Source organism: Acidiferrobacter sp. SPIII_3 (assembly GCF_003184265.1).
Taxonomy (GTDB): domain Bacteria; phylum Pseudomonadota; class Gammaproteobacteria; order Acidiferrobacterales; family Acidiferrobacteraceae; genus Acidiferrobacter.
Window position 1 is genome coordinate 413,093 of record NZ_CP027663.1, and the last position, 12,489, is coordinate 425,581.

Annotated in this window: 13 protein-coding genes; 5 read left to right on the forward strand and 8 right to left on the reverse strand. The window is 64.4% G+C overall.

Annotated features, from left to right (window positions below):
* The first annotated feature begins 27 nt into the window (after positions 1-27).
* Complete coding sequence (locus tag C4901_RS02150; RefSeq protein ID WP_110135934.1) at positions 28-339, forward strand: hypothetical protein; 312 nt, start codon at positions 28-30, stop codon at positions 337-339.
* Positions 340-872: 533 nt separating this feature from the next.
* Here the strand turns inward: C4901_RS02150 and C4901_RS02155 are convergent.
* From C4901_RS02155 to hemC, 4 genes are read right to left on the reverse strand one after another with little or no spacing between them, the layout of a single operon-like run.
* Positions 873-2,096, reverse strand: coding sequence for a heme biosynthesis HemY N-terminal domain-containing protein (locus C4901_RS02155; protein WP_168185496.1), 1,224 nt, complete (start codon positions 2,094-2,096; stop codon positions 873-875).
* Positions 2,093-3,097: a uroporphyrinogen-III C-methyltransferase gene (locus C4901_RS02160; RefSeq protein ID WP_110135936.1), complete on the reverse strand. Its 1,005-nt coding sequence runs from the start codon at positions 3,095-3,097 to the stop codon at positions 2,093-2,095. Before C4901_RS02160 ends, C4901_RS02155 begins: the two co-directional genes overlap by 4 nt.
* A gap of 23 nt (positions 3,098-3,120) precedes the next feature.
* A complete protein-coding gene (locus tag C4901_RS02165) occupies positions 3,121-3,906 on the reverse strand; it encodes a uroporphyrinogen-III synthase (RefSeq protein ID WP_110135937.1) in 786 nt (261 codons plus the stop codon).
* Positions 3,903-4,871 (reverse strand): hydroxymethylbilane synthase, encoded by a 969-nt coding sequence (hemC, locus tag C4901_RS02170; RefSeq protein WP_110138478.1) that lies wholly within the window; start codon positions 4,869-4,871, stop codon positions 3,903-3,905. The genes C4901_RS02165 and hemC overlap by 4 nt, the downstream gene beginning before the upstream one ends.
* Before the next feature lie 407 nt (positions 4,872-5,278).
* Between hemC and C4901_RS02175 the strand changes: the two genes are divergently transcribed.
* From C4901_RS02175 to C4901_RS02185, 3 genes are all read left to right on the forward strand, one after another.
* The gene (locus tag C4901_RS02175; protein WP_205736135.1) at positions 5,279-5,728 is read left to right on the forward strand and encodes a DsrE family protein; all 450 of its coding nucleotides are present in this window, start codon (positions 5,279-5,281) and stop codon (positions 5,726-5,728) included.
* Between the two features lie 64 nt (positions 5,729-5,792).
* On the forward strand, positions 5,793-7,247 hold the full coding sequence (locus C4901_RS02180) for a hypothetical protein (RefSeq protein ID WP_110135938.1): 1,455 nt from the start codon (positions 5,793-5,795) through the stop codon (positions 7,245-7,247).
* 25 nt (positions 7,248-7,272) lie between these two features.
* Positions 7,273-7,785, forward strand: coding sequence for a hypothetical protein (locus C4901_RS02185; protein ID WP_110135939.1), 513 nt, complete (start codon positions 7,273-7,275; stop codon positions 7,783-7,785).
* Here the strand turns inward: C4901_RS02185 and C4901_RS02190 are convergent.
* Complete coding sequence (locus C4901_RS02190; RefSeq protein WP_168185497.1) at positions 7,782-8,579, reverse strand: 23S rRNA (adenine(2030)-N(6))-methyltransferase RlmJ; 798 nt, start codon at positions 8,577-8,579, stop codon at positions 7,782-7,784. The two genes, C4901_RS02185 and C4901_RS02190, sit on opposite strands and share 4 nt — an antisense overlap.
* Entirely contained in the window at positions 8,576-8,926 is a 351-nt protein-coding gene (locus C4901_RS02195; RefSeq protein ID WP_110138480.1) for a nucleotide pyrophosphohydrolase, read from the reverse strand. Before C4901_RS02195 ends, C4901_RS02190 begins: the two co-directional genes overlap by 4 nt.
* A gap of 255 nt (positions 8,927-9,181) precedes the next feature.
* Between C4901_RS02195 and C4901_RS02200 the strand changes: the two genes are divergently transcribed.
* Entirely contained in the window at positions 9,182-10,609 is a 1,428-nt protein-coding gene (locus C4901_RS02200; protein WP_110135941.1) for an MFS transporter, read from the forward strand.
* Between the two features lie 71 nt (positions 10,610-10,680).
* Here the strand turns inward: C4901_RS02200 and C4901_RS02205 are convergent, their stop codons facing one another.
* Both C4901_RS02205 and C4901_RS02210 read right to left on the reverse strand, forming a co-directional pair.
* Positions 10,681-11,442, reverse strand: a complete 762-nt coding sequence (locus C4901_RS02205) for a metalloregulator ArsR/SmtB family transcription factor (protein WP_110135942.1) — start codon at positions 11,440-11,442, stop codon at positions 10,681-10,683.
* Between the two features lie 217 nt (positions 11,443-11,659).
* Entirely contained in the window at positions 11,660-12,403 is a 744-nt protein-coding gene (locus tag C4901_RS02210) for a sulfite exporter TauE/SafE family protein (protein ID WP_110135943.1), read from the reverse strand.
* Between the last annotated feature and the right edge of the window lie 86 nt (positions 12,404-12,489).

Sequence of the window (12,489 nt, forward strand, 5' to 3'; positions counted from 1 at the left end):
AGCCAAGACGACCCACCAGGACCGCTCATGCACCGGATTGTAGCCAGCATCTCCTCGCTCTCCCAGCACCAAGACACCCTGACGCACGATCCGGCGCGTTACCGCCCGGACGGCTGCCCGCGGTGCGGATTCGGCACGCTCTGGCGTCACGGTTGGTACTACCGCAAGGCCTGCCGCGCGCCCCATGGTGGGGGGCGCGAACCGGCCGCGGTGCCCCGTTTCCGCTGCGCCACGTGTGGCGCCACCTGCTCGCGCCTGCCCAAAATTGTTTGGCATGCCGCGCGGCTTTTGGTGTGGGATGCTGTGTTCATCGTTGCTGCGGCGATTGCGCCGGGGTAACCAAGACAGAGACTACGATAGGAGAAATCTCATGGGATTCGTCGATACCTTGGAAGCCATAGCAAAGGGGGCGGCCGCAGGGTCGCGGTAGTGGTAGCGCTTCCGGTATTCGGGCCGATCGGAGCCGCAACGGCTCTCGGTACTGCAGTTGGTGCGGGCATAGGGGCGGCCGCGGCGCTTGCGGATCGTTTGGTTAACGACGATCGGTAGCCGAAAGATCGCAGCCGCTCTATAAACCCCACCCACCCTGCGGTGATTTCGAGTTCGGTAGTCATCGAGATCGCAGCGACGAGGGTAGGGCGGACGGGGCGACGGGATACGGTAGGGCGGCCAGCGCGCATCAACGCAATGTCGGGCCAGGGCTAAGGTTTATGGGCCGTACCAGCCATGCGCGGGCATGGGGCCTCGAAGTCCCCCAGGATGCGGGTCTGGGGTGACAGGGAAAGGAGCATGATGTTTCCCTGAAGGTCCCGTGGGGCGCGGGCTTATGTGTCTGTTGCGCGTCGCCCCGCGACTAATGGCTGCGGTGCCGGCTAGGGGAGCGGCAGAAAAAGCGGCTCCGCGGGGCGCCCGTTGTCGTTTTTCGCCTTCTGGAGATCGAGCCCGCGGCGGCAGTATTCCCGCGCGCGCGGTTCATCCCCCAGGCGCTCCATGACGAGCGCGAGTTCGGCGTAGAGGTCATAGGGTGGGTTCTGGCGGGCGCAGCGCTCGGCGTATTCACGGGCCTTGCCGGGAAGATTGGCGGCGAGCGCCAGCTTGGCGAGCGCGAGCAGCAGAACGGCACTCTGCGGTGAGACCTTGAGCCAGGGCTCGGCCTGCGACAGGAAACGCAGGGCATTGTCACCCTCCAGCTCCCCATAGGCGGCAAACAGTTCGTCCGTGGGTTCGTGGCGCAGCGCCGGCGCGAGAAGCCGCTCGGCCTCATCCATTGCCCCCTGGCGGATGAGACTGCGGGCATAGATGGCGATGAGCGCCGGATGCTGGCGATAAGCCCGCGGTATGGCGCGCCACACGGTCTCGGTGTCGGTCTGGGCATGGTGGCTTGCGAGCAGCAGGAGGTGGCGGTGGGCGTCACGCTCCAGGTCATCGATGACCGCCGACTCCATGACCTTGTAGCGACGTAGCTCGGGCGTGAGCTGGGTGATGGCCGTCCAGTCGCGCAGACCGCGCGCCCGTTGCGCGAGCAGGCGCAAGACCGTGCGGTTACCGGGATGCGAGATGCGCAGGGCGTTCAGGGTGGCGAGACTGCGTTCATATTCACGCCCGGCCTCGTGCAGGTAGGCCTGCACGAGGCCGGCGGCCAACGCGAGGCCCGGCATACGTTGCGCCTGGGTGAGGTATTCGTCGCGTTTTTCCTGGCGTCCCTGACCCTGTGCCGCGCACGCCGCCGCCAGATAGTGGATCCCCGGCACATCATCGGTCTTGATGTCGCCGACCAGATCCTTCTCGGCGCCGGCATGATCACCCTCCAAGAATTTGATCAGACCGGAATGAAGTGCTTTTTGCTGATGGCGCAGGCGCCGGTCCAGGCGCCAGCGACCCACGTCTTTGGGGAGGCGCAAAAGCCGCATGACCACATGCAGCAGGGCATAGAGCAGGATGACCGCGGCGATCAGCAGCAACCCAAAGAGCGTGAGCGGCATCTCGACGCTCCAGGGGCTGCGTTCGATCAAGACGTAGCCCGGGTTGTGCATGGCCGCCAGGGTCACGAGTACCGTGACCACGAGCAGGGCGATGATCGCGGACAGGATTTTCATGAGGCCGCGCGCGACAGTTTGCGCAAAAGATGCAGGGACTGCGAGATATCCGGCCATTTCAAGGCGCTGGTATGTTTCTGAAGCGCCGCGAGTTTCGTCAAAACCGCCTGTGAGGCGCGCGCCTTCACGTCGAAGTAACGGTTGATCCAACGGTCGGCGGCGGCGAGATTCGCGCCCACGAGCGCCGGACGGTGTTCGAGCAGCGCAAGCTGCGCCCCGTAGAACCGCAGTTCCAGGTTCTCGCGCACGAAGTAGGCGCGCTTGGGTGCCAGCAAGGCGCGTTCGTGAACGGGCTCCTTGTGAATCCTGATGAGGCTCGTGAAATCGCGCCAGACGCCGTAGACGGCGCGCCGCCAGAACGGCTGTGGCCCGGCCTTGGCGGGTGCGCGGGGTGTGGCCCCAAGGGCGCGCGGCACGGCGAGCGGCAGGGTGCGGGCGCTATGCGCGAGGGCCACGAGTTCGAGCGCCATGGTGGACGTATGCTGGCGGCGCAGGGCCTTCAACCGCAGGATTTCCTGCAGGATCGCCCGGCGCACCGGGATCAGCCGCGGGTCGCCCTGGCGGCGTAGCTCGCGTTGCGCCTGATGGAGGGCAAGCAGGGCGAGCGGGATGTCATGCTGAAAACGCAGCTGGTCGTTGGCGATGAGCAATAGGTCGGCGGCCGCGCGCACGCGCCAATGGCGCCCCGGACGGTGGCTGGTGGCAAGCGACGCCTCGCGGTGGGCCAAGTCCCGGATGGTCTTGCGGTTTGTGGCCTGCGCTGCGCCAAGTACGGCGATTTTATTGTCGAGCTGGACCAGGGCCGCGCTTTGGGCCTGGAAGCTCCTCGTCACGTCCAGGCCTACGATATGGGCCTTGTAGGACAGCACATACCAGACATAGCCGAGGCCGATCAGGGTCACGAGCGACAGGAGCAGCGCCAGCCCTCCGGCCACCGAGCGCGCGCGACGCGGCGCCGGGGGCGGCGCGGGAAGGTTCGTATTCTCGGTTTCGTCGGTCATGAGGGCTCTTTGAGTTTAGGCGATTATAGGGGGTTTTTGGCGGCATGCCAGGAACGCAGCGCGGCGATCAGTGCTTCATCGTCGGCGCCCGAGGCCACGATGAGGGCGCCCTGAAGACCCAAGGCCCGGCAGGCATCCCGCTGGCGGGTCCCGACCACGACCAGCGGAGTCTTCGCCAGCCACTGGCGCCCGACCTGACCCAGGGCATCATAAAGGTGATGCAGGCCTTCGACGCTGGTCACGATCACGGCATCCAGGCCATGGCGGGCCCAGGCGCGCAGCAATCCGGATATGTCCGCCGAGGGCGCCGCGCGCCGGTAGCATTCGGCATACCGGACGCGCGCCCCCCGGGCGGCAAGGGTGTCCCCCAAAAGTTCGCGTCCACCCTCCCCCCGAAAGATGACGACCCCTTTGCCTTGCATATCCTGTAAGGGACTCATCAAGAGTAATGATTCACTATCGAATCGCCCCTTGGGGACCAGGACGTCGCGGAACCCGAGGCGTTGCAACTCGCGGGCGCTGCCACGGCCGATGGCCGCCATGCGCACATCGGGGGGCCAGTCTTGCCCCCAGCCCTGCATGAGATTGAAGGCGCGGGTCACGGCGTTGGGGCTTATGAAGATCGCCCAGTCGAAGGTGGAGAGATCCATGACCACGGCCTTCAGGCCGGCGATGTCGTGGGGCTCCACGATCTCTACGGCCGCGAAGTGCAAGGGCCTAGCGCCGAGCGCGGCGAGTTTGTCCATCAAACCCTGGGCCTGGCCGGCGGGGCGGGTGACGAGGATGTTGAGCCCGGTGAGATCCGTCACGCCCCGTCCTTCAGGAGTCGCTCGATGATAGTGCCGGCCCCTTGTGAGAGCAGGCCATCGACGACCGCGCGCGCGATCGTCGCGAGATCCGCGACGGGCCCGGAGCGGGTCTCGGTCAGGAGCTGGCGGCCATCGGGCTCGCCAACCAGGGCGCGTAGGGTGAGTTGACCGTCCCCGAGGGTCGCGAACGCCGCGATCGGGAGCCGGCATCCCCCTTCCAGGGCACCCGTCACCGCGCGTTCCGCCTCCACGCACAGCGCCGTAGCCGGGTGATGCAGGGGCGCTATGAGGGCCGTGGTCCGGGCGTCCGCGCGCCGGCATTCGATCCCGATCGCCCCTTGCGAGGCCGCCGGCAGGCTCACATCGATCGGCAGGTAGCCGCTGATGCGCTCGGCGAGCCCCAGGCGCTTCAATCCGGCGGCGGCCAGGATGATCGCCGAGAACTCGCCGGCATCGAGCCGCGCCAGGCGGCTGTTCACGTTTCCGCGCAGGTTCTCGATGCGCAGATCCGGTCGCCTGTGACGGATCTGACAGGAGCGGCGCAGGCTTGCGGTCCCGATCCGCGCCCCCGGCGGGAGGCCGTCGAGGTCCGGGACCCCGAGCGGGGAGACCAGGGCATCGCGCGGGTCCTCCCGTTCCAGGATCGCGCCTATGGTGAGGCCATCCGGCAGTTGCGCAACCACGTCCTTCATGGAATGAACCGCGAGGTCGATGCGTCCTTCACTCAGACCCTGTTCCAGTTCCTTGGTGAAGAGGGCCTTGCCACCGGAGGCCGTCAAGGGGCCGGAAAGCTGTCGGTCACCTGTCGTGGTCATCGGGACGATGGTGACGTTGAGGTCGGGATGTAGGGCAAGGAGCCGATCACGGACGTGAGTGGCCTGCCATAGGGCCAGCGCGCTCTTGCGGGTTCCGAGGTGCAGGGTCGTCACGGAGAATCCGAAATGGTGGAGTGTGAGGGCTGTCATCCTAAGAAATTGGCGGGACTTACGCAAACCGTCGCCTCTTTGGCGCGCAATGGACCCGGCCATGGCGCGATAGCCGCCCATCCGCACCGACCGCGCATTGCTGTCCTCGCGTCCCGATTTCCCGCCTATCGCGACCGCGGGACCTCGGATTGCCGTTCCCAAGCGCCTTCGAGGCACGAGACATACCGGAATCCGAGGTTTCCTGGCGGATGGGTTCCTGCTATAAGATCCATTGATGCGGCCGAAAATAAATCAGCCCTTGACACCTCCGGGTTTCTCACGCGGAGCGTCTGCGCATCCGGCGGTCGTCCCGCCCCGCGACAGGCGCGAGACGTGGGCCGGCACCGTGGGTACGGGGCCCATAATAAATAGAGATATGTCAAAACCCACCAGAGGAGCACCGCGATATGATGTATAAAACGTTCCATAGTCGGTTGGTAATTGCATTGGCCATGCTGGCGTTTCTGACGTTCACGGCGCCGAGCCATGCCGGCATGCAAAGCCATGCGTTCGCCAACCATCACGTCGTCTTCCAGATCAGCAACGGTTCCGCCCCGGAACAGCAGCTCGTGCTGGCCAACGCGGCGAACGTCTTGAAGTACTTTGGGCCCACCAAGGTGCAGATCGAGATCGTGGCTTTCGGTCCCGGCCTGCGTCTGCTCTTGAAGAATAACGTGCATTCGAAGATGATCCAGAGCCTGCATGCCGAGGGCATCGAGTTCGCGGCCTGCCATAACACGATGATGAAGCTGCATTTGACGAAGGCCGACCTGAATCCCGTCGCCCATGTGGTTCCGGGTGGCGTGATCGAGATCATGCGCCGAGAGAGCGAGGGCTGGAACTACATCCGTCCCTAAACGCCGAGGCGTGCCGGTCAATATAAGAAAAGACTAAAAAGGCAATACCATCTAGGAGGAGTTCATGAAAAGACAGTCGTTGCTGACGGCGGCGGTGGCCGCCGCCTGTTTCGTGGGGAGCGCGCACGCCACCAACTGGTTCCAGCTCCAGGGTACGGAGCCCAGTGGCATCGCCGCCCCGTTCCATCTCTTCGGGTTCATCCAGCCCACCTACCAGGATACCGGGGGCACGGCGGTCACGGGTCTCAATGGTGCCGGCAAACCTTTCAATAACGCGGTTCCGAAGTTCAACGAGGTGGCCCCGCAGGATACCTCGATGAGCAGCTTCAATATGCTCCGGGCGCGCATCGCGGTGCGCGGTACGGTGACGCCGATCAGCAACAAGATCGACTACTTCATCATGGCCGAGTTCGGAAACAACGGCTACACCTACGGTAATGGCAGCTACACCCCGCGCCTGACCGATGCCTCGGTCACCTTTAATGAAATCCCGGGCATGCGCGTGCGGGTGGGCCTCTTCAAGACCCCGGGCCCCGAGGAGGTCTTGCAGGGCATACCGGACTTCGATTACATCAACTTCACGAACGTGAGCGCCCAGCTGATCCTGAACCAGTTCATCGGTTCGGCACCGGCGATTGCGACAGGGCCTGGCGCCTACGCCGTGCAAGCCGCCCCGATCGATGCCGGCCGTGATCAGGGTGTCCAGCTCTTCGACTGGTTCAACAACGGCCCCTGGCAGTTCGCGTATGCGGCCATGCTTGGCAACGGCGCCCCGCTCTACTACAACGCCCAGTCGAACAGTACGAGTTATTACGGCCGCTTGCAGGAGTCCTATATCTTCAATCACAGCAAGGGCCCGCATCAGGCCGGCATTACGGCCTGGGTCTGGAGTCATCTGGGGCATCAGGCCCTGGATGTGGCGGATACGGCCGGGGGTTACACCCGCCAGAACTACACCTTCAAACGGTACGGCATCGGCGCCCAATACCGCAGCGGCTTCATGACACCGGGGGCCTTGCGGGTGACGGGTGAACTGATGCGCGGCACGGGCTGGATCTTGTCCCCGGCGGCGTTTTCGGGGGCCGCCGCGGGGTATTCTGGCGCGCCGACGACGTGTGGTCCGAGCACAGGAACCAATGGTCTATGCACGGAGACCCTGTATCCCGGCGCCAACAATGCGGCGGTCGGCGGCTATATCGAGACCGGTTTCTTCGTCACCAAGCACTGGGATCTGGAAGCCCGCTACGACCAGTATGACCGTATGACCAACAATCCGGGGCTCGAGCGTGTCTTCAAGACCACGACCCTGGGCGTGCAGTACTACATCTCGCCCATGGCGCGCATCACATTGAACTATGCATTCAACCGCATCAATGTGCCGCATCTGTCGTCAGTTACAGGGCCAACGACAGGCCCGGGCACCCAGGCTGCGCGGAATGCGGTTGCGCAGGGCAATGCCTCGGCCATTGCCAGCGCCAGGGACAACACCATCGCGCTGCAGACGACATTGTTCTTCTAAGGGTCGATAGCGAAAAGGAGGTTTTGTGAAAAAAGGCGCGTTATGGACAGCCCTGTCCTTCCTGGCGGTCAGTGCTCCAGCGCTGGCCGTCCAGGGGAATCTGCACTGGCACACGATTCATATCCAGATCCCGGTGCGTCTGAAGCATGCCAAGGTGGTCTTCAATATGGATCATCCGGTGTTCATTCCGCACACCAAGGAGCCGGTGGGCCTGTCGCAGCTGCGGATGATGGTGGCGAAGTTCACGCGTGACCATACGCGCTGGAAGATCGATGCGGTCTTCCAGGGGGCGGATGGCTACATGTTGTTGAACAATAAGGCTTACGATCAGTTCATGCATGTGCGCACCGGCAACCCTTACACCGGCCAGATCGAGGCCCTGTTCCACAAGGGGGTCGATATCGAGGAGTGCGGGGTCACCATGCGCGCCCATCACTGGGGTAACAAGCAGCTGTTGCCCAACGTGAAGGTGAACGCCGGGGCGGTGGCGCGCATCATCTGGCTCGAGCAGCATGGCTACATCGAGGTTAACCCCTAACGGATGCGGTAACGCGGCGTCCCGTCACGGGTGAGGAGCTGGGCGAGGGTCGGCACGACCTCGCCCAATCTTTTTTTGAGGCCATAGGGTGGGTTCAGGATGAGCAGGCCCGAGCCGTTGAGACGACTCTTGACGTCCGCGGGCCAGGTGAGCAGTTCCACGCACAGGTGGTCTCCGAGGGCCGACAAGACCGCCACCAGGCGCTCGGCGTCGCGCTTGTCCTTGATCGGATACCATATGAGGTAGATCCCCTGACGGAAGCGCTGCAAGGCGGTCTTGAGGCCCGCCAGCAGGGCGCTCCGCTCCGTTACGCGTTCGTAGGGGGGGTCGATCAGGATCACCCCGCGGCGCTCCCGGGGCGGCAGCAGGGCCTTCAAGGCATGGTAACCGTTTCCCAGAAAGATCTGGCTGTGGGGGGCTCGCAACACCTGCTGCAATGCGGCGTGGGCGCTGCTTGCCTCCTCGACGGCCACCAGCCGGTCCTCCGGCCGCAGGCGTTCGGAGATCAGGAGCGGCGAGCCCGGATAGTCCCTAAGGCGCGTCCCGTTGAAGCGCCCCACCGCCTCGAAATACCCGCCCAGGGCCGGCCACTCGCCGCGACGTTCCCACAGGCGGCGGATACCCTCGTCGGCCTCCCCTTCCGGCTGCAGGCGGTAGAGGCCCTCGCCGGCATGCGTGTCGAGCACAAAGAGCGGCTTGGGCTTTCGCAAGACCAGATCCAGGGTCTCCAGTAGCACGACATGCTTCAGGACGTCGGCCGCCGATCCGGCATGAAAGGCGTGGCGATAATTCACGGGTAGTCCGTGTACTTGCGGGCACTGCCGCGCACCTTGTCGGCGGGGTATTTGGCGGCGTTCTTCGCGATCTTGGCCCACGCCGCCTGTTCCAGGTCGATACCGAGCCGATCACAGAGGCGCAACAGATAAAGAAGGACGTCGGCCGCCTCTTCGCTCACGGCTGCGCGTTGCGCGTCGGACAGGGCCCGGCTCTCGTCTTCGCTCAGCCACTGCAGCGGCTCGACGAGCTCGCCGGCCTCGACGATGAGCGCCATGGCCAGGTTCTTCGGGGAGTGGAATTGCTCCCAGTCACGCTCCTTGGCGAATTGCGCGAGACGTTCCGTGAGATCATTAAAGCTGCTCATGAGGTCCTCCGGCAAAGTGTACCCATACCCTGGCCCGTGAATCCGCCCGGCGGTGTGACCTTGTCTATGGGAAAGCCGCCAGTCTAACGGATTTTGCCGGCCCGCGTCGGCCCGGCTGCGGCCCGCCGAGGCCGCTTGTCATTTTTGCGTCATATATCGCTCGTAGCATGGGGCGTCACTCGGGGTCGCGTCCCGGAGATGCCGACTCATATGTATACCGCCCGCAATCACGGGATCGCTTTTTAAGGAGGCCCCATGGCCCAGGACAATCGCTCGTTACTTAAGGCGCTGGACGAGGCGCCGGTCAGCTTCTTTCATATGCGCGCCGCGGTGACTGCCGGGATGGGCTTTTTCACCGACGCCTATGATCTTTTCATCATCGGCATGGCGCTCGTGTATTTGAAGCCCGAATGGCATCTGACCGCCGGTCAGATCGGCCTTTTGGGGAGCGGTTCGTTGCTCGCGGCGTTCCTGGGCGCACTCATCTTCGGGCGCTTGGCGGATCTCATCGGGCGCAAGACGATCTATGGGCTGGAGGCCGTGCTGATGGCCATAGGCGCCTTGGCATGTGCCTTTGCCCCGGACTTCATGTGGCTGCTTGTGTTCCGTTTCATCCTGGGTTTCGGGATCGGCGGCGACTATCCCATGAGCGCGGTGCTCATGTCCGAGTACAGTAATGCCAAGAAGCGCGGTTCGCTCGTCTCACTGGTGTTCGGCATGCAGGGCCTCGGGCTTGTGTTCGGGCCGGTGGTCGCGCTCACGCTTGAGGCCGCGGGCCTGGGCCACGATATCATCTGGCGGATCATGCTTGGTCTTGGTGCCCTCCCGCCGCTCGCGGTCTTGTATCTGCGTCGCACCATGCCCGAGTCCCCGCGCTACAAGGCGTTGGTGCGTGGGCAATCGGAGGCCGCGGCCCGCGACATGGCCTCCTATTCCGAAGGGCAGATCCAGGCTGCCGGCCAGACCGCCGGGAGCCGCCCGCAGCCGCGCAAGATGACTCTGCGCGCCTTCCTTGGCAACCGTCGCAACCTGCTCATGATCCTGGGGACCGCCGGCTCCTGGTTCCTGCTCGACTATGCCTTTTACGGCAACGTCATCTCGACCCCCCAGATCATAGGCCTGCTCGCACCCCACGCAAGCCGCCTGCAGGGCACGGCCTGGGCGCTTGTGATCTTTGCCGTGGCCGCGGTACCGGGTTATCTTGCCTCCATCCTGCTGATGGATCGTATCGGTCATCGCCGCTTGCAGATGATCGGCTTTGCGGTGATGGCGATAAGCTTTGGCCTGATCGCGCTCGCGCCCGGCATGACTCACGATGTGCTGCCCTTCCTGCTCTTGTATGGCGTGAGCTTCTTCTTCACCGAATTCGGACCCAACTGTACGACCTTCGTAATCCCCGCCGAGGTCTTTCCGACCGGCGGACGTACCACCGGTCACGGGATCGCGGCCGGTATCGGCAAGCTCGGCGCCTTTGTCGGCACCTTCCTGTTTCCCTTTATCAGCCACGCGGGGGGCTTGAAGGGCGCGATGATGTTTGCCGCCGGCGTCTCGTTCCTCGGTCTGCTGCTGACCCAGTTGGTCCTGCCCGAGACCAGTGGTCAGACGCTCGAGGCCTTGTCGGCCGAGACGGATGAGGAACCGATGGACGATCCACGCCTTGTGCGCACGGGCGCATCCCGCTAAGGACCGCGATCCCGGGTCGGGGCGGCCACGATGAGCGTCCCGGTCCGGCCGTGGGGGTGATGGCCGGCGGCTTAGCGCTTGCGGCCCCGGCCGATATCTTTTTTGAGGGAGGCGCGCGCCTCGAGGTCCTCTCGGGACGCCGGGGAGGGGGTCTGCCCGGGATCCGCCGGGCCGGATGTCAGGGGCAAGTGGCGCGCCTTCCATTCCGGGAATCCCTCCTGCAGGCGACGTGCGCGGTAGCCCTGTTCGCGAAGCGCCTGGACCGCCTCGAAGGCCAGCAGACAATAGGGTCCCCGGCAGTAGGCGATGATCTCGTGGTCCCTTGGCAGGCTCGGCAGTTGCCGGGAAAGATGGTCCAGGGGGATGTTGATGGCGCCATCGACATGTCCGGCGCGATATTCGGATTCCGGGCGGACATCAATCACCACGACCTGGTCGGTCCGCAAGAGCCGCAGGAGTTCGTCCTGGCTCACCGGGGTGAGATCATCGATCGTCGCGAAGTGTCGGCGCACGAGCTGCTCGATCTCGGCGATATGGCGTTCGCCCATGCGCTGCAATGCCGACAGCAGCGCCGTGACCTCGTCGCCGCTCAGCCGATAGTAGACCTGTACCCCGCTCTTGCGCGGCACCACGAAACCGCCATCCCGGAGGATCTGGAGATGATGCGAGGTATTGGCGACCGACAGCAGGCAGATCCGCGCCAGCTCCTCGACGCTGCGCTCGCCCTGGCTCAAGGCCTCGAGGAGGTCGAGGCGGTTGGGTTGCGCAAGGGCCTTGGCGACCCGCGCCAACTGCTCGAATATCAGCCGCTTGGGTTGTATCGTGTCGGTCACGCCGCCTCCGACCCTGTAATCTTCTTTTGACTACTATAACAGATTGGTGTCGGCCCGCCGCATACCGCCCGGCCGCGCCCGCGGGGCGCGTACCGGCGAGAGTCCCGAGGAGGTGTTGAGGATCAAGATCTCTAAGGGGGACAGCCCCAGGGGCGCCTCTTGCGTCCCTCACGCATCCCGGACACCGCGCTTCCCGAAGGTCATGCGGGGTGTCCTGCTAGGCCAGGCTCTTAGCGATGATGTAGGTCGCGATCGCAGCCAGGAACAGACCCAGGCCGAGCTTGACAGTCTTTTCGGGCAGGTATCTATGCAAGGCGCTGCCGGCAAAGGTACCGACCACCGCGCTCGTGGCGAACACCGTCATGATCGGGTAGCTGACGGCGACGGTGCTGGCATAACCGGCGAACCCGGCCAGGGAGTTGGCGGTCACCGCCACGAGCGAGGTCCCGACGGCGCGTTTTACGGGCAGTCGCCACAGGAGTATCAAGGCCGGGACGATCAGAAAGCCGCCACCCACGCCCACGGTCCCCGCGAATGTCCCGATGCCAAGCCCGTAGGCGGCAATGCGGGCCGGATGGTCGGAGCCCATGCTGGCCTCATCGGCTTGTGTGTCGGTGAAGAGCAGCCGATGGGCCGAATAATACATGATGACGGCAAACAGGGTCAGGTGAATGGCTGCGGGGATCAGCGCCCCCAGGCGCGCGCCCAGATAGGCCCCGCCGATGCCGAATAGCCCGAAGAGGGTCGCCACGCGCAGATCGACGGCCCCGCGCCGCCAATAGTGGAAGGTGGCGATGGCGGCCGTGATCGCGATGATGCCGAAGGCCATGGCGATTGCGCTACGGGCCGGTACGTGTAAGAGAAAGTGCAACGTGGGCATGGCAATCAAGGTGCCGCCGCTTCCGAAAAGGCCCAGCAAGAGGCCGGTCCCGGTCCCCACGACCGCCGTCAGGATCTGCATACGTTCCCCGGATAGAATGAGCGGCCGCTAATATCATATTCAATTGTTAATTTGTATAGTATCTCTTTGGGGGGAATTCGCATCCC

Excerpts from the sequence above, each read along its gene's own strand:
- C4901_RS02200 (WP_110135941.1), top strand. The coding sequence starts at position 9,182 with ATGGCCCAGGACAATCGCTCGTTACTTAAGGCGCTGGACGAGGCGCCG.
- C4901_RS02175 (WP_205736135.1), top strand. The coding sequence starts at position 5,279 with ATGATGTATAAAACGTTCCATAGTCGGTTGGTAATTGCATTGGCCATG.
- C4901_RS02150 (WP_110135934.1), top strand. The coding sequence starts at position 28 with ATGCACCGGATTGTAGCCAGCATCTCCTCGCTCTCCCAGCACCAAGAC.
- C4901_RS02195 (WP_110138480.1), bottom strand. The coding sequence starts at position 8,926 with ATGAGCAGCTTTAATGATCTCACGGAACGTCTCGCGCAATTCGCCAAG.
- C4901_RS02180 (WP_110135938.1), top strand. The coding sequence starts at position 5,793 with ATGAAAAGACAGTCGTTGCTGACGGCGGCGGTGGCCGCCGCCTGTTTC.
- C4901_RS02210 (WP_110135943.1), bottom strand. The coding sequence starts at position 12,403 with ATGCAGATCCTGACGGCGGTCGTGGGGACCGGGACCGGCCTCTTGCTG.
- C4901_RS02160 (WP_110135936.1), bottom strand. The coding sequence starts at position 3,097 with ATGACCGACGAAACCGAGAATACGAACCTTCCCGCGCCGCCCCCGGCG.
- C4901_RS02155 (WP_168185496.1), bottom strand. The coding sequence starts at position 2,096 with ATGAAAATCCTGTCCGCGATCATCGCCCTGCTCGTGGTCACGGTACTC.
- hemC (WP_110138478.1), bottom strand. The coding sequence starts at position 4,871 with ATGACAGCCCTCACACTCCACCATTTCGGATTCTCCGTGACGACCCTG.